21 protein-coding genes and 1 pseudogene are annotated in these 21482 nt (G+C 71.2%); 8 read left to right on the top strand and 14 right to left on the bottom strand.

Features of this window, described 5'->3' with window-relative positions; genetic code table 11:
* Positions 1-58: 58 nt before the first annotated feature.
* From ASF22_RS16775 to ASF22_RS16730, 10 genes are all read right to left on the bottom strand, one after another.
* Positions 59-340, bottom strand: a complete 282-nt coding sequence (locus ASF22_RS16775; RefSeq protein WP_056176950.1) for a DUF2218 domain-containing protein — start codon at positions 338-340, stop codon at positions 59-61.
* Between the two features lie 89 nt (positions 341-429).
* Positions 430-1272: a sugar phosphate isomerase/epimerase gene (locus ASF22_RS16770; protein WP_056176418.1), complete on the bottom strand. Its 843-nt coding sequence runs from the start codon at positions 1270-1272 to the stop codon at positions 430-432.
* Positions 1269-2630 (bottom strand): DUF6005 family protein, encoded by a 1362-nt coding sequence (locus ASF22_RS16765; protein ID WP_056266490.1) that lies wholly within the window; start codon positions 2628-2630, stop codon positions 1269-1271. The genes ASF22_RS16770 and ASF22_RS16765 overlap by 4 nt, the downstream gene beginning before the upstream one ends.
* Positions 2627-5629 (bottom strand): IucA/IucC family protein, encoded by a 3003-nt coding sequence (locus ASF22_RS16760; RefSeq protein ID WP_056266487.1) that lies wholly within the window; start codon positions 5627-5629, stop codon positions 2627-2629. The genes ASF22_RS16765 and ASF22_RS16760 overlap by 4 nt, the downstream gene beginning before the upstream one ends.
* Positions 5613-7412, bottom strand: coding sequence for an IucA/IucC family protein (locus ASF22_RS16755; RefSeq protein ID WP_056266485.1), 1800 nt, complete (start codon positions 7410-7412; stop codon positions 5613-5615). Before ASF22_RS16755 ends, ASF22_RS16760 begins: the two co-directional genes overlap by 17 nt.
* Positions 7413-7746: 334 nt before the next feature.
* On the bottom strand, positions 7747-9330 hold the full coding sequence (locus tag ASF22_RS16750; RefSeq protein WP_056266483.1) for a PepSY-associated TM helix domain-containing protein: 1584 nt from the start codon (positions 9328-9330) through the stop codon (positions 7747-7749).
* Positions 9331-9456: 126 nt separating this feature from the next.
* The gene (locus ASF22_RS16745; RefSeq protein ID WP_244474327.1) at positions 9457-12033 is read right to left on the bottom strand and encodes a TonB-dependent receptor; all 2577 of its coding nucleotides are present in this window, start codon (positions 12031-12033) and stop codon (positions 9457-9459) included.
* A gap of 110 nt (positions 12034-12143) precedes the next feature.
* On the bottom strand, positions 12144-13112 hold the full coding sequence (locus ASF22_RS16740; RefSeq protein ID WP_056176954.1) for a FecR domain-containing protein: 969 nt from the start codon (positions 13110-13112) through the stop codon (positions 12144-12146).
* 132 nt (positions 13113-13244) lie between these two features.
* Positions 13245-13754, bottom strand: coding sequence for a sigma-70 family RNA polymerase sigma factor (locus ASF22_RS16735; protein ID WP_056266478.1), 510 nt, complete (start codon positions 13752-13754; stop codon positions 13245-13247).
* Between the two features lie 315 nt (positions 13755-14069).
* Entirely contained in the window at positions 14070-14858 is a 789-nt protein-coding gene (locus tag ASF22_RS16730; RefSeq protein ID WP_056266475.1) for an SDR family oxidoreductase, read from the bottom strand.
* 109 nt (positions 14859-14967) lie between these two features.
* Here ASF22_RS16730 and ASF22_RS16725 point away from each other — a divergent pair, with 109 nt between their 5' ends.
* Complete coding sequence (locus tag ASF22_RS16725) at positions 14968-15507, top strand: TetR/AcrR family transcriptional regulator (RefSeq protein WP_056266474.1); 540 nt, start codon at positions 14968-14970, stop codon at positions 15505-15507.
* A gap of 168 nt (positions 15508-15675) precedes the next feature.
* On the opposite strand, the pseudogene ASF22_RS16720 reads toward ASF22_RS16725, so the two are convergent.
* Positions 15676-16253, bottom strand: a pseudogene (locus tag ASF22_RS16720) (KR domain-containing protein); the annotation flags it as partial.
* Between the two features lie 41 nt (positions 16254-16294).
* Between ASF22_RS16720 and ASF22_RS24995 the strand changes: the two are divergent.
* On the top strand, positions 16295-16459 hold the full coding sequence (locus tag ASF22_RS24995; protein ID WP_244474326.1) for a hypothetical protein: 165 nt from the start codon (positions 16295-16297) through the stop codon (positions 16457-16459).
* Between the two features lie 131 nt (positions 16460-16590).
* Here ASF22_RS24995 and ASF22_RS16715 read toward each other — a convergent pair whose 3' ends face one another.
* From ASF22_RS16715 to ASF22_RS16705, 3 genes are read right to left on the bottom strand one after another with little or no spacing between them, the layout of a single operon-like run.
* A complete protein-coding gene (locus ASF22_RS16715; protein WP_056266471.1) occupies positions 16591-17211 on the bottom strand; it encodes a YceI family protein in 621 nt (206 codons plus the stop codon).
* Entirely contained in the window at positions 17208-17816 is a 609-nt protein-coding gene (locus ASF22_RS16710; protein WP_056176446.1) for a cytochrome b/b6 domain-containing protein, read from the bottom strand. The genes ASF22_RS16715 and ASF22_RS16710 overlap by 4 nt, the downstream gene beginning before the upstream one ends.
* A 21-nt stretch (positions 17817-17837) precedes the next feature.
* Positions 17838-18449, bottom strand: coding sequence for a YceI family protein (locus ASF22_RS16705; protein WP_056266469.1), 612 nt, complete (start codon positions 18447-18449; stop codon positions 17838-17840).
* Between the two features lie 89 nt (positions 18450-18538).
* Here ASF22_RS16705 and ASF22_RS16700 point away from each other — a divergent pair, with 89 nt between their 5' ends.
* The 6 genes from ASF22_RS16700 (at position 18539) to ASF22_RS24110 (ending at position 21478) form a co-directional block, all read left to right on the top strand.
* Complete coding sequence (locus tag ASF22_RS16700; protein ID WP_244473892.1) at positions 18539-19513, top strand: LysR family transcriptional regulator; 975 nt, start codon at positions 18539-18541, stop codon at positions 19511-19513.
* 257 nt (positions 19514-19770) lie between these two features.
* Positions 19771-19947, top strand: a complete 177-nt coding sequence (locus ASF22_RS24550) for an Rmf/CrpP family protein (RefSeq protein ID WP_200918814.1) — start codon at positions 19771-19773, stop codon at positions 19945-19947.
* A gap of 112 nt (positions 19948-20059) precedes the next feature.
* Positions 20060-20368, top strand: coding sequence for a hypothetical protein (locus ASF22_RS16695; protein WP_056176453.1), 309 nt, complete (start codon positions 20060-20062; stop codon positions 20366-20368).
* Between the two features lie 229 nt (positions 20369-20597).
* Positions 20598-20816 (top strand): hypothetical protein, encoded by a 219-nt coding sequence (locus ASF22_RS16690; RefSeq protein WP_056176456.1) that lies wholly within the window; start codon positions 20598-20600, stop codon positions 20814-20816.
* A gap of 71 nt (positions 20817-20887) precedes the next feature.
* Positions 20888-21121, top strand: coding sequence for a hypothetical protein (locus ASF22_RS16685; protein ID WP_056176458.1), 234 nt, complete (start codon positions 20888-20890; stop codon positions 21119-21121).
* Positions 21122-21265: 144 nt separating this feature from the next.
* Positions 21266-21478, top strand: a complete 213-nt coding sequence (locus ASF22_RS24110) for a hypothetical protein (protein WP_156647832.1) — start codon at positions 21266-21268, stop codon at positions 21476-21478.
* Positions 21479-21482: the final 4 nt, after the last annotated feature.

Genomic DNA, 21482 nt, shown 5'->3' with positions numbered 1-21482 from the left:
CCCGCGACACGTCCTGCCCGGGGAACGCCCACCCCGGATCGGCGCCGGGCCTTCGACCTCACGACGACCATTCGAAGCGCAGCGTTTCCCGGAACGCGAAGCGCTCGACGTGACGCACGACGACGTCGCGAAAATCGGGGAGCCTGGCAGCGTCCTCGGCCGCGAGCACGATCGTCAGGGTCTCGGCATCGGCACTGAGCCGCGTCTCGCCGAGGGGCAGGACGATCCGGGCGCGGGTGGCGTCGAACTCCGTCTCGAACTTGTGGGACCAGTGCTTGCAGAGTTGCTGCAGGTAGCGGCTCGCATGGGGCGTCCTGACGACGGCGCTGCTCTCGGGCATGGGCTGTTGCTTTCCTGAGGTGGAGGTCGGCTCGCCGGAAGGGCGGGTGGCGTCGCACGGGGCCATGCCCCGGATCACGCGCGGTTGGATCACTCGGCGACGTGCAGGCGGAACGCCGGTTCGTCGGTGCGGTCGGCGGTGACGTCTCGGACCCGCGACAGGTCGGCCGGCAGAACCGTGAAGCAGGCGCCGCCGAACCATTCGAGGGAGGCCTCGGCATGCGCCGGCAGCGTTTCCAGGAACGGTTCGTAGTCCAGCGCGCCCTCGAACAGGCCGGTCATCCCGTCGCGCCGCCCGGCCGCGGCGTAGACGTTGGCCGGCTCGAAGACCGGGAGGTCCGACCGGTCGCGGATATTCTTGAGGTGATAGTAGTCGATGTGCTCCGCGAGCGTGTCGTGCGCGCGGTAGGGGTCGTCGCCGCCTTCCCAGACATGGAGCGTGTCGAAGTTCACCTTGAGGGCCGGGTGATCGATCTCCTCGAGCAGGCGCACGAGGGACGCCGTGGTGTCGGCCAGGGTGCCGGGATGCGTCTCGACGAGCAGCTTCAGGCCGTGGTCGGCGAGATAGGCGGCCGCCAGCCGCAGGCGGCTCGCGATCTGCGAGCGCTCGTCCGCCGAGGTCGCGGCGCTGCCCTTCGTCCCCGCGAAGGTGCGCAGCCGCGGCGCCCCCCAGTTCCGAGCCAGGCCGCAGAGGTCGGACATGCGTGCGATCAACACCTCCGGGCTCGCGTCGAGGGGCAGGTAGTCGCTCAGCATGGGCACGCGCAGGTCGTAGGCGGCGAGCCATTCGGCATGGTCCCCGGGGCCGAGGTTGCGGGCATGGACCCCCCACAGCTCGATGCCGTCGAAGCCGCTGCCCCGGGCGAAGCGGGCGATCTCGCCCATGGAGAGCAGGTGGTGGCGGAAGGTGATGGTGCAGAGGGAGAGCCTCATGCGGGAAGCCTTTCGCGTATGAGGAGCCTTTCGCGCGAGGACCTTTCGCGCGAGGGGAGCCTTCCGTGAGAGGGGGCGGCCCAGTCCTGGGGGCGGGTGTCCCGCCATGCGTCGTAGGCCGCCGCGAGCTGCCGCTTGATCGCGAATTCCGCGGTGTCGAGGGCGTCGAGCGAGGCCATCACGCCGGGGACGAGGGCCGCGTCCCCGGTCCGGGCGAGCTTCAGGACGTCGTAGTGCAGGGCCGTCAGGCCGTTCACCAGCGCCTCGATCGCGTCGCAGATGCGCTGGAATTCGGCATCCGGCCAGCGCAGGGCGCGCCAGAAGAAGGCGAAGCCGTGCTCGTAGGCCCATTTGCGGATGGTGATGACCGGGAGTTCGCGCAGGGCCACGCCGACATCCGCGAGGGCGAGGCCGCCGCGCGCCTCGGCATGGGCCGAGACGATGGCGCGCACCGCGTCGATCAACGGGTTGGCGTCGGGGCGGAAGCAGGCCGCGAAGAAGGCCGCCAGGTCCGCGTCCGCCGGCGGATGCGCGCGGGCGGGATCGAACCGGTAGCCGCCCGCGACGCTCGGCTGGCGGATGGCGTTCAGGAGCGTCTCGCGCGCGATGACGCCCTCCCAGCGGAAGTCGGGGTCGTGCACCCGCCACAGCGCGGGGTCCTCGGTGAGCGCCAGCAGGAGGTAGTGCGGGAAGGGGTTCTGGTTGAACTTGTTCTCCCGCTCCGGCAGGTGGAACATGTCGAGCATCACCATGACGCATTCGTCCGGCGCCCGCCGTTCGAGGAGGTCGACGAGGGTGGCGACGTTGGCGCCCTTGGAGGCCGCATGGTCGTACCAGGAGAAGAGCGGCACGCCGTAGAGCCGCTCGAACCAGTAGCGGAACGACTCGTGGTCCATGGCGTCCGAGTGGTAGGCGAGCCGGACATCCTCCGTGATGGCGAACTCGGCGTCCCAGATCAGGAAGTAGAACGGCCGGTGGTCGATGCCGCGCGCCTTCAGCCCGTCGCAGACGCAGCTGACGAAGCAGTGGATCTTGAGGTCGTAGGGCAGCTCGCCGTGGACGCCCTCCGGCGCCTCCGGCGGCGCGGCGGGGTCCGGGGGCGCCTCAGCCGGCGCGCCCGGGGCGAGGCGCGCGGCGAGATCGGCCACCGTCGAGACGTCCTGCCGGTTCATCGCCGCCTCGGGGATGGACAGCCCGCAGCGCATCTCGAGGGACAGGATGAGCTGAAGCAGCTGGACGGAATCGAGGTAGAGGTCTTCGTTCAACCGCGCCTGCGGCCCGAAGCGGTCGAGGTGGGGATGGTCCATCTCCTCGCGCAGGATGGCGCCGATGGCTTCGACGATATGGTCGCGGGTCATGCCCGGGCCTCCGCGAGGGCGCCGCTGCGGTAGCGCTCGGCCACCTCCCGGCGGGAGATCTTGCCATTGGCCTGGCGCGGGATCGCGCTCACCTGCACCGCCTGGCCCGGCACCTGATGGCCAGCGAGCCAGCGCCGGCACCAATCCTGGAGGTCGCGGGGCGGCACGGGCGCCTCGGCGCTGAACAGCAGCGTCACCCGCTCGCCCGCGAAGGGGTCGGGTCGGGCGAAGGCCACGGCGTCGGTGACGCCCGGCATGGCCATCACCACGTCCTCGACCTCGCCCGGATAGACGTTCAACCCCGACACGTTGATGGTGTCGTCGAGGCGGGACACGAAGACCAGCATGCCGTCGGGCCCCAGATACCCGAGATCGGCCGTGCGGACGGCGCCGCCCTTGCCCTCGACGACGATCTCCGCCGGATGGTCCGCGTCCTCGCCCGCCCGGACGCGGTGATGGGGCAGGGGGCGGCCGATGACATCGGCTCGGCGAAGGTCGGGGTTCACCGCGATGCAGCCGGTCTCCGAGCAGCCGTATTGCTGGAAGAGGTGCTCGACCCGGGCACGGATGGCGCCGAACCACGGCCCCGGCAGGAGGGTGCCGGAGGTCATGGCCGCGTGGATGCGCTCGCCCTCCGGGAGGAGCCGGCTCAGCGTGTGCAGCAGGGCGGGCGCTGTGTAGAGCAGCGGCCTCTCGATCTCGCGCAGGCGCCGCAGGAGGTATTTCGGGTTGGTGGTGTCGAGGATTACCGGCACCCGGCCGCGGCGCAGGCCGACGAGCAGCCCGCAGATCAGCCCGTACGAATGGGTGATCGGGCAGGCGACGACGGGCGTCATCCCGTCGGGCTCCGGGAAGGCCGCGACGTAGCTCTCGATCTCGCGTTCCACGGCGCTCCAGGCGCGGGCGATGCATTTGGGCTCGCCCGTCGTGCCGGAGCTCATCTGCAGGAGCTGGCCCTCGCCCGGAACCGGGGGCGGGGCGCCCGCCAGAACCTCGCCGTCCAGATTGTCGAGGAACAGGCGGTGGCAGCCGGCCCGTTCGGCGAGCCGCCGCGCGCCCGCATCGGGCAGGGCCGGATGGATCGGCAGCAGGGTCGCGCCACGGCGGCGCGCGGCGAGGATGAAGGCGAGGCACGTGGGCGTGTCGCCGAACCGCGCGGCGACACGCTCGCCGTCGCCGCCGGTCAGGCCGGCCCGCGCCTCGACGCGCCGGATCGCGGCCTCCATCTCGTCCGCGCCGATGCGGCGTCCGTCGATCTCGATCATGACCTCTCCCGGGGAATCTTGAGGGGCAGACAGCAGGGCGTTGGGCACGCGGCGGCAGCACCGTGCCGGGTCGAGGCCGAGCTTTCGCGACAGCAGGGCCTCGACCCGCAGCCGGGGGGCGTCGACCTGCAGGCGGGCGAGGCGGGCTTCCAGACCGTGCGCGACGGCGTGGCGGCGCAGGCGAAGGCCGAGGCCGCGCCAGAAGTCCGCCTCGTCGAGCCCGTGCCGCCGGCCCAGGAGGTGGGTGACCTCGCAGAGGCTGAAGACGAACAGGCTGTCGGTGACGAGTTCGGCCAGGACCGGGGCCGCGCGCATGGCGTGGAAGCGGTCGTCCGCCGGACCCGCATGGGCGGGATCGATGGCGCCGAAATCCGGCACGCGGGCGGGGTCGGCCACGAAGTCGACGCCGTACTCGGTGCTTTCGTGGAAGTCGCGCAGGATCACCCGTTCGGGCCACCCGTCGCGATGCACGAGGATCATGTTCTGGCCGTGCGCCTCCACGGCGATGCCGTGCGCCACCAGGAGGTGCCAGACGGGCAGGACCGCGACCTCCACCAGGCGGTCGAGCCAGGCCCGGAGGCCGTGGCGCAGGAGCCAGGGGGCGACGAAGGTGGATCCGTCCGGCTCGCAGGCCATCAGGGCGTTGAACGGCACCGCCGCCTCGCCGGGCGCGAGCCGCGGACTCTCGCGCCACAGGGCGGCGACCTGTCCCGCCAGCGGGCCGTCCCGGTCCGCCAGGGCGGCCGCGTACTCGCGCAGGACGTCCACCCGATAGGGGCCGCGCAGGAGCGGGTCCCCGGCGACGATCGCCGCCAGCCAGTCCGACAGGGCGGGCCCCGTCAGCACGAAATGCGGATCGAGGGTCCGGAGGCTCGACGTGCTGACGACGCTGAGGGCGAGCTTCACGCTGGCGGCGTGTGGATCGTCGAGGTTGTGCAGGGTGCGCAGGGATTGGCTGGCGCCGTAGCGCGCGCCGGCGGCCCCCAGCGCCACGGCGCGGCCCTCCGCCAGCCAGGGCCGCAAGGCCCCGGCTTCGAGGTGGCGCATCTGCCAGGGATGCACGGGCAGGACGGCGTGGGTGGCGAAGGAATGCCCGGCCGCGTGCAGGCGGCGCTCCAGCCGGTCCAGGTCGACGCCGAGTTCGGCGCGCCGGAAGTCGGCCTCCGTGCCCGGGAACCGGAGGGCGACGGCGTCCCGGCGGACGCCCAGCCATTCGAGGCGGAACGGCGCGGCGCCCTCCGGCCCGTAGCGGCGGTGGTCGTCGAGGGTGAAGCCCGTGCGCGTCTTGAAACAGGGATGGTACGGATGGCCTTCCCAGAGCGCCGCGTCGAGGGCGGCGAAGGGCAGGGGGCGGCGGTCCGGAGCGCGAAGGGTCTCGGCGTTCCAGCGGCAGAGCTCGATGGTCTGGCCGAGTTCCGCCAGCAGGCGCATCCGAGGCTCCGGGGCGGCCGGGAGGGCGTCCACCAGGGAGGACAGGTCGGCGGCGCGCCAGGCGCCGTCCGGCCCGGCCGTTTCCAGGGTCGCGGGGACGAGGCGCGGACGGCCGAACGGGCCGAGGACCCCGTCGGCGCGGAACCGGCGCGCGCCGAGGCGCCACGCCAGCCGCCCGGGGGCGTCGCGGCGCGGGGGGCTGAGATCCGCGAGGCCCTCGAACAGCACCGCCTCGGCGAGCTGGCGCAGGACGCGCCCCTCCGGCGGTTCGCGGGACGGGTGAGGCTCAGGAGGCAAGGGCACGGCCCGCCTCGCAGTACGCCGCCGCCCGCGCCCGCAGGGGGTTCGGCATGTCGATGTAGTTGCCGGTTCCGTCGCCCGAGGCGAGTTCGTCGCGGTCCGCCAGGCGGACCCGCAGGTTCGCCTTGGTGCAGAGCGTCGGCCCGTCCAGCACCGAGCGGGCGAAGGCCCGTCCGGCGCCGGTCATGCGGCGCGCCATCGCCTCCAGCCGGCGGGCGAGATCGTCGAGGAGAACGCTTTCGCGGATCGTGCCGTCATGCCCCATGCGGGCGATGACCGCGAAGATCTGGTTGACCACGAGATAGTAGGCGAGGCGCCGGCGGATCTCGTCGTCCGGGAAGTAGAGGGCGGCGATGGCGGCCGTCTCCGGTGCCTGGCGCAGGAGCCGGGGCCGTGCGTCCTCGGACAGGTAGAAGCCCTGGTTGTCGCGGTAGTACCCCCGGCGCGGCCAGCCGGCGGCGACGTCGAGGAGGGCGTTCTGCTGGTGCGCCTCGAGGGCGATGCCGTGGCGGTCGTAGAGGGCGACGACGGGCTCGAGCATGCAGTCCAGGTAGAGGCCGAACCAGGCCCGCGCGGTCCGCGCCCGTTCGTCGGCGCCCTCGGGGGCGAGGCGGCGCAGCAGGGCGTCGAGGCGCGAGGGGCGGCCGGGCAGGGGCTCGGCCGCGAGCGCCGCCAGGGTCGCGACGCCCCGCTCGGCCCCATCACGAAAAGGATTCTCGCGCAGCACCGTCTCGAACCCGCTCTCGTCGCGGCCGGGGCAGTGCAAGGTGAGATAGGCCGGGTCGGACACGATCCGGAAGGTGGGATGGCGCGTTCCGAACCCGTTGCGCGCCAGGAGCCGGGCCATGGCGACGCCGGCCTCGAGCTCGGCGAAGCGGTTCACCCGCAGGGAGTTGGTGAGGGTGACGGGCAGCGAGAACTTGGCCATCCACGGGCTGTCGGGGGCGTAGACCGTCCGTACGGACGAGGTGGCGGTGTAGCGGGGGCCGAACGCACCGAGGCACCGCACCCGGCCCGCCTCCATGAGGGCGGCGATGTCCGGGTCCAGCTTCAGCGCGTCGGCCTGGAGCGGATGCATGGGGAGGGCGATCTCCCCGGCGCGCAGGGGCAGCCGCCCGGCATCGGCGCCGAGGAGTTCGAGGGCGATCTCCGGCGCGGAGCGGGGGGCGGCCGAATCGTGGCGGACCCGTCCGGCCTCGACGGCGAACACGGCGAGCTGGAAGCCGCCGGCCTCCTCGGGCGCATAGACCCGCGCCTGCCAGGTAGAGAGGCCCTGCCGGCTCTTGGGCGTCGGATGCAGCCAGTGGCCGTAGACGAGGGAGCGTTCGGCCCCGATGAAGCTCGTGTCCGTCGTCGCGCTCTCGCCCGCGGGCCCCCGGGCGAGGTCGAGCTGGCGCGCCGTCTCGCGATAGCTGTCGAGGACGCGTCCCAGGAGTTCCAGTTCGTGCGCCCGGGCGGACTCGTCCCGGCCCGCATCGACGCGGGCGTAGGCTTCCGCGAGCAGGTCCTGGAGCGCCTGCATCGGGGCGACGCGGCGCCAGCGCGGCTCGTGGAGGTGGCGGGTCCAGAGGATGCCGAAGCCCTGGGCGCCGCACAGGGACGGCGACCGGATCTCGGCGCGGATCGCGATGCGCCGGCGGCCCAGGTTCCACTCCACGCACGCGGCGGGCGGCCCGTCGGAGCGGGCGTGACGGACCCGGATGCCGGGGTCGATCTCGCGCAGGTAGCCGTTGGCGAAGCTGCGGAAGGCTGCCGCTTCGGCAACGTGCTGGGACGATGGTGGCATGACGACCGAACCTCGTTCGAGCCCTGGAATGCCGACTGTGCGGCAAAGGACCGGCACTGCATGCCAGGTCATTCGTATTCGATCAGTCGATGTCGGCGCGATGCCCTGATTCGATCGCGCTTGCGTCGCAAGATGGGCTATTCACGTTCGTTCTCATAATCACAGACTGGACGATTAGGTTCCATGGTCTGCTCGATATGTGCAGCGTGTCGCTTATATTCGGTGTAGCGGTCAATAGGTCTGCCAAAAAAGCCGAATGATCGGTTTTTCATTGGAATTGTTCTTGGTCTACACTTGTGTGTGTATTGGGCGCTCGACCCGCCCAGGCCGCCGTTCAGGGACCGTGCGTCGGGACGGGGGCTCGAAAGGCGAGGGGCGACGCGGAGGCCGTGCGATGCCGGCGCTCCGGCGCCGCGTAGCGGGCGACCTTGCGGGCCGCGACGGCGAACAGGGCCGAGGCGAGGATCATCGTCCCGTCGAACCAGACGAACAGGGGGTCGCCTCCGAATCGCCTCAGGGGATGCTGGGGCACGGTGAGGAGGTCGGCGGCCGCCACGGCGAGGCAGAGGACCGCCACCGCCGCCAGTCCCTCGCACCACGCCCGGCGGCCGGGACGCGCGAGGGGCATCAGGGCGGCGACGATCCAGGCCGCGAAGAAGGCGCGGATCTCCCACTCGGCCCGGCCGGAGAGGTCCGCGGGCAGGAGCCGGTTGGCGAGGAAGTACACCGCCACCGCCGCCGGCAGGCCCGCGACGCTCCCGACGTTGAGGGCCTGGACCAGACGCAGGCCGGCGAAGGGCCGCTCGCCCGGCCGCGGCAGGCGCGCGAGGGACCACAGCACGATCCCGGTCGCGACGGTGGCGCAGGCCATGAGTCCGCACAGGAAGAACAGCAGCCGCAGGGCGGGCGCGGCGAAATGCGCCTCGTGCAGGCCGGTCAGCGTCGTGAAGGTCTTGGCGGCGGGCTTGAGGTCGACGCCCCGCACCTCGAGCAGCGCGCCGCTCACGCCGTCGAAGGCGACCTGCGGATGGTCGCGGGCGATGCCGCGGGGCTCGGCGAACACGGCGACCACGGTCGCGTTGGCGTCGCCCCGGTTCACCAGGGTCAGGCGCTCCAGGGGCTCCGCCACCATCGCGACGGCGCGCGCGACGAGGGGCCCCACGGGGGCCGGCACGGCGGGCCGGTTCGCCGGCCGGCGCGGCGTCGGGATCCAGGCGGCCTCGGCGAAGAAGGACTGGGTGTTTGAGCGATACGCCGCCGTCACGCCCCAGGGCATGTAGAACGTCGCCAGGGTGACGACCCCCGTATAGGTGATCATCAGGTGGAACGGCAGCGCGAGGACGCCGCCGACGTTGTGGGCGTCGAGGAAGCTGCGACGCGGTGCCTTGTCCCGCCGGAACGTGAAGACATCCGCGAAGATGCGCCGGTGGACGACGATGCCGGAGACCAGGGCCACCAGCATGATCATCGCGCAGATGCCGACGATCCAGCGTCCCCAGAACGGCGCCATGTGCAGTTCGAAGTGGAAGCGATAGAGGAAGTCGCCGCCCTCGGTGTCGCGGACCGCCGCCTCGGCTCCGGTCGCGGGGTCGAGGTGGACATGGCCCGGCGGCTCGCCCGGGCCCGCACGCCAGAACAGGTCGAGCACCGGTTTCTCCGGCTGCGGCATGCCGATGAACCAGGTCCGGGCCTTGGGGGCGTGCGTGGCGAGATAGGCCACCGCCCGCTCGGCGGCGGCGGCGAGGTCCGGGCCCGACATCGGCGCGGCGAGGCCGAGTTCGGGCCGCATCCAGCGGGAGATGTCGGCCCGGTAATAGCTCGCGGTCCCGGTGAGGCAGACGGCGAACAGCACCCAGCCGACCACGAGGCCGGACCAGGTGTGCAGCCACGCCATGGACTGGCGGAAACGTCCCTTCATGGCGCGCGCTCCGGCATGGCGGTCCCGAGGACGGGACCGACGTCGAGTACGGGACCAGGGACGAGGATGGGGGCCTCGTCCGTGGCCCGCGTCCCGGATCCGGCGGCCTGGCGCACCGGGGTCAAATCAGAAATCGACGGTTGCGGACAGGATGAACGTCCGGGGCGCGCCGACGGCCAGGAAGCCGCGCGCGGCGGAGGCCCAGTACGAATCGTTGAGCAGGTTCTGGACGGTGGCCCGCATCACCACGGGCTTGCCGTTCACGCCCTCGAAGGCGTAGCGCAGGCCGGCATCGAACCGCGTCCAGTCCGGCACCGACTGGGTGTTGCCCTGATCGTAGAACATGCTGCTCGTGTAGATCGCCCGTCCGGTCAGGGTCAGGCCGGGCGCCAGCCACGGCGGCAGGTCGACCTCGCCGTAGAGGTTGAACGCCGTGTCGGGCACGCCGGGCACGGCCCGTCCGTCGAACTGGCGGCCCACGGTGTTGACGAGCTTGGCGTCGATGAGGGTCAGGCCGCCCAGCAGCCGCACGCCCGGGACGAGTTCGCCGAACACGTTGAACTCGATGCTGCGGTTGCGCTGCAGGCCGCTGACGGAGAACAGCCGCGTGGCCGGATCGGTGAACGCGCTCGGCTGCTCGATCTCAAACAGCGAGGTCGTGACCGAGACGGCGCCGAGATCATACTTCGCGCCGACCTCCTTCTGCCGGCTGACCACGGGGGCGAAAACCGCGTTGGAATTGATCGCCGTCACCGGGGCGGACGGCCCGGCATCGAGGGACTCGATGTAGTTTCCGTAGAACGACAGGTTCTCGAACGGCCGGACCACCAGGGCGATGGCGGGGCTGAACCGGCCCTCGCGGTACCCCGTCGCCGGCGTGCCCTGGGTCGGGCCCGGACGGGTGACGTAGCTGCGCAGGTCGATCTCCTGGAACCGTCCGCCCAGGGTCAGCAGGACGCGGTCGTCGCCGAGCGACAGGGTGTCGGCGATGGCGACGCTGCGGGCGTAGAGCTCCGAGAAGATCGGCTGCCGGTCGGAGCGGGGGAAGGCGATGGTCGGAACCGAGCCGAACGGCAGGTCGACGGGGTTGTAGATGTTGATCGGGTAGGCCGGCAGGGCGAAGGGCACGAAGCCGCGCGAGAAGTTCTTGTTGACGGCCTCGACGGCCGCGACGCTGAATTGGTGATTGATGAAGCCCGTCTGGAAGTTGGTGCGGACGCCCACCTCGCCGGTGAAGCCCTGCAGTTCCAGGGGCTGGATCGCGAGGGAGTTCGTCGCCAGCCCGGTCGGGCTCGTGACCCGATAGTTCGAGGTCAGGAAGTCCTCGTTGTAGCGGCTGAGGCCGCCGGCCGCGTAGATCGTCGTCTCGGGCAGCACGTCGTACTCGACCCGGCCGGCGGCCATGTTGTAGCGGCTGTCGTTGTACTCGAACGCGTTCGCGGTGTTGCGGCGGGCGTTCGGCGCCCGCGGCACGGGGATGCCGGGCGCCACCGCGTTGAACAGCGAGGTCGGCGCGGTGATGTTCTGCGTCGAGTGATTGAAGTCGAACGACGCGCGGAACCGGTCGTTGCGGTAGTCGATGCCGAGGGCCGCGACCCCGACCTCGATGGCGTTCTTGTCCAGCGGCGTGTCGCCGTTGCGGTAGGCGCCGTTGAAGCGCACGCCCCATTCCTTGAAGGTGCCGAAGCGGCGCCCGAGGTCGAGATGCGTCCCGAACTGCGCGTCGCTGAAGTAGCTCGTGGTCACCCGCGTCAGCGGCTCGTCGTACGCGCGCTTCGGCACGAGGTTGATCGTGCCGCCGACGCGGCCGGTGCCGCCGCTGAGGAGCGCCGTCGGACCGAGCAGGACCTCGACGCGCTCCAGACCCTCGGTGAAGCTGCGGCGCGGGTTGGCGATGTAGAACAGCCCGTCGAAGGCGGTGTCGAGGTTGGTCACCGAGAAGCCGCGGATGAAGTACGAGTCGCGCTCGCTGTAGGGCGGCGCGTCGCTGCGGACGGACGGGTTGTTCAGGACGACGTCGGCGACGGAGCGCGCCTGCTGATCGTTGATCAGCTTCTCGGTGTATCCGGTGACGTTGAAGGGCGTCTTCTGGACGGAGCGGTTGCCGAGGAGTCCGACCCGCGTTCCGCTGCCGACCTGGCCGCCCGCATAGGGAACGGGCGGCTGGCCGACGGTTCCGGACCGGGGCGGCAGGCCCCTGGGCGCCCCGGGCGCCTGGGGCTGCCCCGCCACGTGCAGCTCCTCGAGGGCCACGGAGCCCGCCGCTTCGCCGCCGAGCTGAACGTAGCGCGGATTGACCAGGGTTATGGTGGAGGGACCCGCCGCGCGGAACGTCAGGCCGGTGCCCTTCAGGATGCGGCCGAGGCCGTCGAGGGGCTCGACCACGTCCTCGAGGCCGCCCGTGGTCAGCCGTGCGGTCAGGTCCGTGGCGTAGACGAGCTTCACCTTGGCCTGTTCGGTGAAGGCGACGAGGGCGGCTTCGAGGGGTCCCTTCGGGATCGTCAGGGCGACCCGCTCCACCGCCTGCGGGGCCGAAGCCTCGGAGGCCAGTGCGAGGATGCTCGCCGTCCGCGCCCGATCCGGCTGCGCCCGGCGCCCGTCCTGGGCCTGGACGGCCGCCGGCACCATCACCAGCATCGACACGCCGGCCAGGGCCGATCCGGCCAACCGCTCACCCGCAACACCACGCCCGCGCGTCGCCATTCTCTGTCCGTCCCTCGCTCAGACGGAGACGGGCGCCTCGCGGCAGCCTGTCCCCACCGATTGAGATCAACGGAGCCGCGATCTCCTGACGTCCGGGAACGAACTTTCCTTCAGAATTTTCGAACGGGCGATCCGACGAGGACGAGGAAGGGCGACAGGCGGGTGATTCCCACGCCCATCGTCGCGGCGATCGAGTCCAGCGCCTCGTCGGTGTCGCGCGGGTCGAAGGCGCCGGTGACGCGCCGCTCGCCGGCGGCCGCATCGAGGAGCACGATGCGACCGTGGCGGTAGCGGTCGAGCTCGGCGAGGACGACGGAGAGCCGCTCGCCGGAGAAGCGCAGGCGGCCCTCCCGCCACGCCGTCGTCCGGGCCAGGTCCGCGCCCGTGACGGCGAGGGAGGCGCCCTCCGTGCGTCGGACCGCCTCGCCCGCCGAGACCCGCACGGGCCGCCCCGAGGTCGCGACGTCGACGCTGCCCTCGACGACGCCCATCTCGACGCCGCCCGTCTCGCCGCCGGCGCCGTCGGCCCGGACGAAGAAGCGGGTGCCGACGGCGCGGACGCTCAGGCCGTTGCCGCGCACGACGAACGGGCGCTGGGGATCGGACACGACCTCGAAGAAGGCCTCGCCGCGCAGCAGCGCGACCCCGCGCTCCGTGGCGCCGAAGTGCAGGGCGACCGCCGTGTCGGTGTTGAGGTCGATTCGGCTGCCGTCGGCCAGGGTCGCGTGGACGATGTCGCCCACCCCGCTCCAGAGGTCGGCGCGGAGCCAGTCGACGAGGCCGAGCTGGAAGGCCAGGGCGGTGGTGAGGACGAGGGCGACGGCGACCCCGGTCAGCGTCTTGGTGGGCGGGCGGCGATGCCGTGGATCGGGCACACGGCCGAGCTTGCGCCACAGGGCATCCAGTTCGGCATAGGCCGCTTCATGGGCCGGATCGGCCGCGCACCAGGCCGCGAAGGCGTTCCGGTCCCGGTCCGTGGCGTCGGGCGAGGCGAGGCGCGCGACCCAGCCGGCGGCGGCCTCGTAGACCGGGTCGTCCCCCTCCGCCGCATGCGCGTCGGTGTCGTCGCCGCTGGCCACAGCCATGCTCCATCCGGAATCACCGAGCCCGGACGGCCCAGCCCCATGCTCCTACACCCTCAGATCAACGAACCGGCAAGATCCTGACGTCGCCCCACGAACAAGAGCCGCGCCACGAACAGGAGACAGGCCTCACACCCAATCGTGGCAGCACCGGCGACAGTGCAGGAGCGCCTTGATGAGGTGCTTCTCGACCATGTTCCGGCTGATGCCCAGGCGGGCGGCGACGTCGCCGTTCGAGAGGTTCTCGAACCGGACGAGGAGGAACACCTCGCGGCATCGCGGCGGCAGCGCGTCGATGGCGGCGGCCAGCCGTCTGAGCTCCTGCCGTGCGATCACCTGGCGTTCCGGCAGGGCATACCCGTCCGCGATCTCCGCGAGGTCCGTGTCCGTCATGGTGCGGAACAGGGTGCCTTCGAGGCGCTGCCGGTTGCGCATCCGCAGGGCGACGTTGTTGGCGACCTGGAAGAGGAAGGCCGAGGGGTGTTCGATCGGCGTGCGGGACAGCGCGCCCAGCATCCGCAGGTAGGTTTCCTGGTGGGCGTCGGCGGCGGCGTCGGCGCTGCCGAGCAGACGCATCAGGAATCGCCGAAGCCTGACGCCTTCGCTCCGATGCAGCGCCTCGATCGATGTCGACTGCATGCTTGGCCCCCGCTCCAATCACTCCTCGATCATCGCGACATCGCGGAATCTCGATCGGTCGGAGAAAGCAGTCAATCGGAAATTATGCAAGCATCTCAGTACTTTAGATGAACTCTAAAGATGACGGCGCCGTGCCGCCGCAACGTCTTGTATTTCTATCGGAAACGGCCCCGTAACCGGCCGGGGCTCCCCAGCAACGGCAAGGCGGGCCTCGGGGGAATGCCCATGCCTGTTGTGCACAGAGCACATGCCGCCACCTTATGAGCTCCGACCACGCCATCGGTTTCTCGTGGCCGCTTCCGAATCACGCGGGGATCACGCGGCGGACGCGTAGCGCGGCGCCGGGTGAACCTGCGCGAATCCCGGGATCATCGCCAGCCGGGCGGCCTGGAAGGCGTCCCACTGCCCGGCGTCGTGAAGCGGCGGGATCGTCACGGACTCGCGGCGGTCGAACCCCGCGAGGGCGGCGTCGACGAGGTCGCCGACCTCCATCATCGGCGGCAGCGCGGCGGGATCGACCCCCGACCGGCTCCACAGCTCCGTGCGGGTGGCCGATGGCAGCACGGCCTGCACGTACACGCCCTTGGGGGACAGCTCGTGACTCAGGCCCTGGGACAGGAACAGGACGAAGGCCTTGGTCGCGCCGTAGACCGACATGCCGAATTCCGGGACCAGCCCGACCACGGAGCCGATGTTGACGATGGCGCCCGCGCCGGCCCCGGCGAAGCGGGGTGCCACCGCGCTGGCGAGCCGGACCAGCGCCGTCGTGTTGAGGGTCACGAGGCGCTCGACGTCGTCGGTGGCCTGCGCGACGAAGCCACCGCCGACGTTGGCGCCGGCATTGTTGACGAGGATGCCGATGCCGTCGTCGTCGCGCAGCCGCGTCTCGACGGCCCGGATCTGGTCCGGCGCCGTGAGGTCGGCCGGAAGCACGTCGACGGCGACGCCGTAGTCACGGCGGAGACGGTCGGCGAGCTCGTCCATCCGTGCCTTGTCGCGGGCGACCAGCACGAGGCTGTGGCCGCGCCGGGCGAAGCGGTCGGCATAGGTCGCGCCGATGCCGGTCGAGGCGCCGGTGATGAGAACCGAACTCTGGGTGGCCATGGGATTCGCCCCTGCGTGTCTGATGAGCAATCATGATGATCATCATGATTGAACTCAAATATGATCGCGATCATATGAGTGTCAACGGGGTCGATGGGGAATTTTCGAGATGCGTGTCACGCAGGAGCAGATGCGGGAGAACCGCCGCCGCATCCTGGCGGCGGCGAGCCGTCTTTATCGCGACAAGGGGTATGACGCCGTCGGCGTCGCCGAGGTGATGAAGGCCACGGGCCTCACCCATGGGGGCTTCTACGGACACTTCGCCTCGAAGGAGGACCTGATGGCGCAGGCCATCGCGCAGGCGGCGACCGAGGTCGCGGGCAGGGGCGGGGACCTGCCGGCGTTCGTGGCGACGTATCTCTCGCCCGCGCATCGGGACGACGCGGCGGACGGGTGCCCGATGGCGGCCCTGGCCGCCGACGTTCGTCACCGGCCGGCGGCAGCGCGGGCCGCCATGACGACGGGCATCCGCGCACAGATCGACCGCCTGACCGAGGCGGTCCCCGACGCCGCCGACCGCCGCCGCGAGGCCATCGGCACCTACGCGGCCCTGATCGGCGCCCTAATCCTTGCGCGTGCGGTCGACGATCCCGCGCTCTCGGACGAGATCCTCGACGAGACACGCGCCTGGATGGCGCCCGGCGCGTGAGGCCCGTGTCCTGCGGCGGTTGACCTGGCCTCCGTCCGTGATCCGCAGGGGCCGAACGCGCTTGTCCGCTCCCCGGACACGGGCCTCGACCACCGGACAGGCGCTCCCGTCGCCCGAACGGAGGTCGCCCGGCAGAAGGTCGCCCGGCAAGAGGGTGGCACTGGCGGATCATCCCGCGAGGGCGGTGGCGATGACCGAAGCGAGTGAGGTGGTCGGGCGCCCGATGAGACCGTTCAGCTGATGGCCTGCATCGAACAGGCCCCCTTTTTGTGCTCCCGCATCGGAGTCCGCCAGGAGGCCGGCGAACGCTTCGGGGAGCCCCGCACCGATCAGGGCGGCCGCGAACTCCCCCTCCGCCAGGGTCCGGTAGCCGACCGGCTCGCCCGACACCTGCGCTACGAGGTCCGCGAAGTCCGCCAGCGTGTAGGCCTCGTCTCCGGCCAACTCGTAGATGCGGCCGCTCTGAGCGGTCTCCGACGCCAGCACGGCGCTGGCCGCCGCGGCGTAATCCGCGCGTACCGCCGAGGCGACCCGGCCTTCCCCGGCGGCGTCCAGGAAGACCCCATGCGCCAGCGCGGCCGGGATCGAGGCGTCAGCGCGGGCGGAATCGAGGCCGCATAGTTCTCGGTGTACCATCCGTTGCGCAGCAGCACGTGCGGTACGCCCGACGCGCCTTCGGTCGCGCGGTGCTCCTCCGCCAGACCAAGGGGCGACGTATCGGCCCGGAGGACGCTCGTATAGGCAATGCCTGCGTCACCTGGAACGCGATGGGTTCATCACGCGCCACGTGTACCCGACCAGCCTTCCGAGCTTTGAGTATCGCTTGGCCGAGCTGGGTCGCTCCTTCCTCGTTCCCTTGGACATGCCGGTGGATTGGGCCGAGGTCAGCCACCGACGCGTTCGGGAGGCGCGGCGCCTCTACGATGACGTCGAAGGGTCCGGCCCCGCCTGAACCGGTCGATCCGGACCGCGACGCGGCCGAGGCGAATGGATAAGGGCGTCCGGAACGCCACGTTCCATGCTCGGGAGAGCGGCCCTGGGGGCGGGAGTCCGGGGTGGAAGTCCCAGGGTTGAAGTCCCGGATCAGGGACCGGCCTTGGACGTGGCGACGAGGTCCACGTCGACCCCGACCTCCAGGGCCACCCATTGTCCCGACGCCCACGCACCCTGCCCGACGCCGAATGCCGTGCGGACGAGGCCGACATGCCCGGTGGCGCGGGCCTGGTCCCCCGCGAGCGCAAGCCGGAACGGAAGCGTGAGCGGGCGGCTCGTGCCCCGGATGGTCAAGGTTCCGACCGCCTCGTAGTCGCCGCCGCCCTTGTCGACGAAGCCCGTGGCCTCGAAGCGCGCCTGGCGCGCCGCCTTCACGTCGAACCAGTCCTGCTGCGGCAGGGCCGTGTCGCGCTGGACGTCTCCTGTGCGCGCGCTCGCCAGATCGATGAGGACCGTGGCGTGCCCGGCCTCCGGCTTGGCGGGATCGAACGTCACCTTCGCGTCGAAGCGCTCGAAGCGTCCCGAGAACGGGGCGCCGACCTGGACGCCCGAGAACCGGATCGCGCTCCTCGCCGGATCGATCACCCATTCGGCGGCGGCGGCCGGCGAGGCGGCCCCCAACAGAGTGCCCAAGAGTGTGCCCAGCAAGGGGGCTCTCCGGAGCGCCAACCGCGCGTGGGCGACGCGGAAGCGGAAGGCAGGCGTGGTCATCGGATCGCTTCCGTGTGTTCGGAGGATGTCGGGGGGCGGCCAGCGGGCAGCATGCGGCGCAGGCTGTCGTCGCGAAGGATGAGGTGGTGACGCAGTGCGGCCGCCACGTGCAGCGCGAGCAGCGCCGTAAGCAGCCACGCCCCGTAGGCGTGAACCCGCTTCGCGACCTCCTCGGCCGCGGCTGCATCCGTGAGGAACGCCGCCAGGGGCAGGTGTGGCCAGGGCACGAGGCCGTACAGCACCGTGGGGATCTGGAACGGCGAGAGCGACACGATCGCCCAGCCGGTCAAGGGCAGGCCGACGAGCAGGAGATAGAGCAGGCCGTGCACCGCGCCGGCCGCCCGGCGTGCGGGAGCCGGCATTCCGACCGGGTGCCGGGGCGGCCGATGGAAGGCGCGCCACGCGAGACGGAGCGTCGTCAGGGCCAGGACCGTGATCCCGACGGACTTGTGCCACTGGTAGAGCTGGAACTGGCGCATCGGCGCCAGCCCAGCATGGGTCATGACCAGGCCGATGCCGATGAGGGCGAGCACGCAGAAGGCACTCGTCCAGTGCAGCAGGATGGCCACGACGGTGTAGCGCCGCGCGGGCGGGCCGGGTCCCATGGCCCTCCTCCTCCCTCGGGCTCAGTCCTGGCGCTCGAAGGCGCCCGCGATGGTGAGGTGCAGGTCGTCGCCGATCAGCGGGACGTAGGTCTTCACGCCGAACTCGGAGCGCTTGAGCGTCCCGGCCGCCTCGAAGCCGACCGTGACCTTCTTGTTGAGGGGGTTCACGCCGGCGCCGACGAGGGTCACGTCCAGGGTCACGGGCTTGGTCACGCCGTGAAGGGTCAGGTTGCCCAGGACCTTGGCCTTGTCCTTGCCGTCGGGCGTCACCTTGGTCGACACGAAGGTCATCTCGGGGAACTTGCCCGCGTCGAGCCACTGGTCGCCCTTGAGTTCTCCGGTGAGCTTGTCGCTGGTCGTCGTCACCGAGGCGACGGGGATCTTGATGGCGAGCTTCGAGGCGGCCGGGTTCTTGGGCTGGAGGTCGAGGGTGCCGGAGACGTCCGAGAAGCCGCCGGCATAGTTCGAGAAGCCCATGTGGGACACGCGCCAGCCGACCTGGGTGTGGCCGGGATCGACGGCGTAGGTGCCGGCCTGGATCTGCGCGGGGTCCCGGGTCGGCGGCGTCTGGGCCGACGCGCCGCCCCCGAGGGCGACGGCGAGGGCGAGGCCGGAAGCGAGGAGGAGTTTCATGATCGTCTCCGAAACGTGAGTGGGCGGTCGCGGCGCGCGCGAGGGGGTCGGGAGGGTGCCGCGACCCGACGAAGGTCCGGATAGTCCCGTTGGCCGGTCCCGTAGAGCCTGCTATCCGGCACTACATGGTTGCGAAATCGGAAACCTTCGGCGGCAATCTCGACGATCTGCGGGCGTTCTGTGCCGTCATCGATCTCGGCACGGTCACGGCGGCGGCGGCGAGCCTCCGGGAGACCAAGGGCAGCGTCAGCCGACGGCTCTCGCGACTGGAGGCGGCCCTGGGCGCCACCCTGATGGCCCGCCACCCCCGCGCGGTCTCACCGACGGCGGAAGGTCTCGCCTTCTACGCAAAGGCCCAGGAATGCCTGGCGCTCCTCGACGAGGCGGCGGAGACCGCCCGTGGCGCATCGACGGTGCCGGCAGGGCACCTGCGGATCACCACCTCCGTCGATTTCGGCATCGAGGTGATGCCCGAGATCGTCGCCAGCTTCCGGATGGCGTACCCGCAGATCACCGTCGAGATGCTGAACACCGACACGCGCCTGGATCTGGCGGCCAACCGGATCGACCTCGCCCTGCGCCTGGGGGACGTGGAGGAAACCGGCTACCGGGCCACCCAGATCCTGGACGTCTGGCTGGGGCTCTATGCGGCGCCCGCCTACCTCGCTTCGAAGCCGCCCCTCGCGAACCCGGCGGCCCTGGCGGACCACGACGTGATCCTGGCGCGCGAGCGAGCCGGCGTGATGGGCATCCTGCTCGACGACGGCGGGGGGCGCATGGAGCAGGTCGGCCTCCGGCCGGCCATTCGGGTGAGCGATTTCGCGACCGCGCTTCGCTTGACCCTTGCGGGGGCGGGCATTGGGCACCTCCCGAGCTTCATCGCCTCACGGAGCGTCGCGGCGGGGCGGCTGGTGCGGGTGCTCGAACCGTGGGCGACCACCGGGGGAGCCTTGCGGGCGGTGAGCCTGGCGGGGCGGGAGTTGCCCGCACGCGTGCGCCTGTTCCGTGAGCATGTGCGAACCGAGATCGCGAAGCGGTCGTCCGTGGAGTTCAAGCCGCGCTAGAGCGCCTTCTGCCGAAGTGGATACCGGTCCGGAGGATAGGAGCGCGGCGAGACAAGAGCCTGGAGCTGCGCCCGACCCGACGTGGTCGGGCGCAGCTCCAGAACCGTGGGGCGGCCAGCAGACACCGTGCCCGGTCGGGCGACCGGGAGCGGGAACAGCCCTGACGGGCGCCGCCGACCGGAGGGCCCGTTATGCCGCGGGATCCTGCCCCGCGCGGAGCCGTTGAAGCGATGTGTTTCGAACACGGAGTCGTCGCCATGGCCCAGACCCGTCATTCACGCCCCGATCCCATCGAAGAAGGCGCCCAGGCCCGGATCCACGGCCGTCCGAAGGATGCCTGTCCCTACCCGCGCGACAGCGAGGAACGGGCGGCCTGGATGGAAGGCTACGATGGGACGCCCCGCGACGACGGCCCCGACCCGCGCCTGGGGTGAAGCGCAGCTCCTTCCGGGCGCTTCCCGGCCCAACATTCGAACATGCCCGGAAATCGGAACACTTCGCATCGCGTCACGTTGGCTCCCCAACGCAACAGCGAAGGAGACATCGATGCGTAAGCTCGCTCTCATTTCCGCCGTTACGCTCTCTCTCGGAGCTCTTGGCGCGACCGGTGCTCAGGCACAGGGTTACGGATACGGCGGTGACCGCGATGGCGGTTATGGCCGCGGCTACGGGCGCGGAATCGACCGGGGCTACGATCGGGATCGCGGCTACGACCGACGGGGCGATCGCCGGGACCGGCGCGGCCTGTCGACCGGAGCGGCCGTCGGCCTCGGGATCGCGGGCGTCGCGGCGGGCGCGGCTGCTGCCGGCGCCTACGATCGCGGCGGACCGGGTTACTACGGCCGGGGCTACTGAAACGGCGCGATCCGTGACTTCGAAGGCCCTGCCGCGCACGCCGCGGCGGGGCTTTTTCTCGTAAGGATCCCGTGTCGTCAGAACTTCGTCGCGCCGGAGGCTTGGTGTCCCGGCGCTCCATCCGGATCGCGACCGACGTCTCGCCCCCTCCTCGAAACCGACCGTCCGCGATCGGCGCAGGTCACCCTCCGTGACACGGCCCGGACCACGGCCCGGACAAGGTGAAACCATGCAGAGCAAGCTCTCGAAGACGATCATCGGTGCGATCATCGCGGTCGCGCTCGCGGCCGCGGTCTCGTATGGACTCATCAACCAGCAGACGGCCGATCAGCTGCAGACCAAAGCGAACCAGACCCTGTCGGACGATCAGGCCGCACCGACGACGAACCCGCAGCAGCCGGTGCCCGCACCCACGCCGCAGACCCCGACCCCCGCCCCCCGTCCATGACCCTCGCGGGACCCCCAGGTTCCGCGAAGGCGACACGGACCCCGAGGGGCGCACCATTTGGAGGATCGCCAATGACACAGGACAAGAGCGGCAGCCAGGATCGCGCCGAGACCAGGGCCGCGCGGGCCGCGGAGCGGGCCGACACGGCCGGACAGGTCTGGGAAGAAGTGAAGGCACGGGAGACGGCCCGCGACGACCAGATCGTGCGCCTGAAGGCCGAGCGCCTGGCCCGCGATGCCGAGGAAGCCGCCGCCCCGAAGCCTGCCGCCAAGGCGACCAAAGCGACCAAGGTGGCCAAGCGCTGAGGAGGCAGAGCGCTGAGGCGGCCCCGGCGCCGGCCCGGGGGGCGAGGACGCGCCGCATCGGGTGCGTTCGGGCACCGCGAAACGAACGGATCGGGGGCATGAAACATCGGCGCAGGACGTATCGCTGCAGGAAACATCCCTGCCATGCGCAAGCCCTATCGAAGGCGACGCTCCGATCCCGATCCAGCCCGTGAGGCCCCCATGCCCGTCGCCCGTCCCATCCGCTGGCTGCTGACGCTCCTCGCCCTCGTCGCCGCGCCGGCGGGTCTCTCCGGCGCCGGCCGGAGTGGCTCCGCCGATACGGGCGAGCCGGCGGGCGAGGCCTCGGCACAGGTCGTGTTTCGGCACTTCATCTGAACCG

It is taken from the genome of Methylobacterium sp. Leaf87 (assembly GCF_001422775.1).
GTDB lineage: Bacteria > Pseudomonadota > Alphaproteobacteria > Rhizobiales > Beijerinckiaceae > Methylobacterium.
The sequence above is the reverse complement of the archived record's forward strand: the minus strand, read 5'-3'. Positions and strand labels throughout refer to the sequence as shown.

Excerpts from the sequence above, each read along its gene's own strand:
- ASF22_RS16735 (WP_056266478.1), bottom strand. The coding sequence starts at position 13,754 with ATGCAGTCGACATCGATCGAGGCGCTGCATCGGAGCGAAGGCGTCAGG.
- ASF22_RS16730 (WP_056266475.1), bottom strand. The coding sequence starts at position 14,858 with ATGGCCACCCAGAGTTCGGTTCTCATCACCGGCGCCTCGACCGGCATC.
- ASF22_RS16745 (WP_244474327.1), bottom strand. The coding sequence starts at position 12,033 with ATGGCGACGCGCGGGCGTGGTGTTGCGGGTGAGCGGTTGGCCGGATCG.
- ASF22_RS24110 (WP_156647832.1), top strand. The coding sequence starts at position 21,266 with ATGCGCAAGCCCTATCGAAGGCGACGCTCCGATCCCGATCCAGCCCGT.
- ASF22_RS24550 (WP_200918814.1), top strand. The coding sequence starts at position 19,771 with ATGGCCCAGACCCGTCATTCACGCCCCGATCCCATCGAAGAAGGCGCC.
- ASF22_RS16775 (WP_056176950.1), bottom strand. The coding sequence starts at position 340 with ATGCCCGAGAGCAGCGCCGTCGTCAGGACGCCCCATGCGAGCCGCTAC.
- ASF22_RS16770 (WP_056176418.1), bottom strand. The coding sequence starts at position 1,272 with ATGAGGCTCTCCCTCTGCACCATCACCTTCCGCCACCACCTGCTCTCC.
- ASF22_RS16690 (WP_056176456.1), top strand. The coding sequence starts at position 20,598 with ATGCAGAGCAAGCTCTCGAAGACGATCATCGGTGCGATCATCGCGGTC.
- ASF22_RS16695 (WP_056176453.1), top strand. The coding sequence starts at position 20,060 with ATGCGTAAGCTCGCTCTCATTTCCGCCGTTACGCTCTCTCTCGGAGCT.
- ASF22_RS16725 (WP_056266474.1), top strand. The coding sequence starts at position 14,968 with ATGCGTGTCACGCAGGAGCAGATGCGGGAGAACCGCCGCCGCATCCTG.
- ASF22_RS16755 (WP_056266485.1), bottom strand. The coding sequence starts at position 7,412 with ATGCCACCATCGTCCCAGCACGTTGCCGAAGCGGCAGCCTTCCGCAGC.
- ASF22_RS16685 (WP_056176458.1), top strand. The coding sequence starts at position 20,888 with ATGACACAGGACAAGAGCGGCAGCCAGGATCGCGCCGAGACCAGGGCC.
- ASF22_RS16715 (WP_056266471.1), bottom strand. The coding sequence starts at position 17,211 with ATGACCACGCCTGCCTTCCGCTTCCGCGTCGCCCACGCGCGGTTGGCG.
- ASF22_RS16750 (WP_056266483.1), bottom strand. The coding sequence starts at position 9,330 with ATGAAGGGACGTTTCCGCCAGTCCATGGCGTGGCTGCACACCTGGTCC.
- ASF22_RS16710 (WP_056176446.1), bottom strand. The coding sequence starts at position 17,816 with ATGGGACCCGGCCCGCCCGCGCGGCGCTACACCGTCGTGGCCATCCTG.
- ASF22_RS16765 (WP_056266490.1), bottom strand. The coding sequence starts at position 2,630 with ATGACCCGCGACCATATCGTCGAAGCCATCGGCGCCATCCTGCGCGAG.
- ASF22_RS16705 (WP_056266469.1), bottom strand. The coding sequence starts at position 18,449 with ATGAAACTCCTCCTCGCTTCCGGCCTCGCCCTCGCCGTCGCCCTCGGG.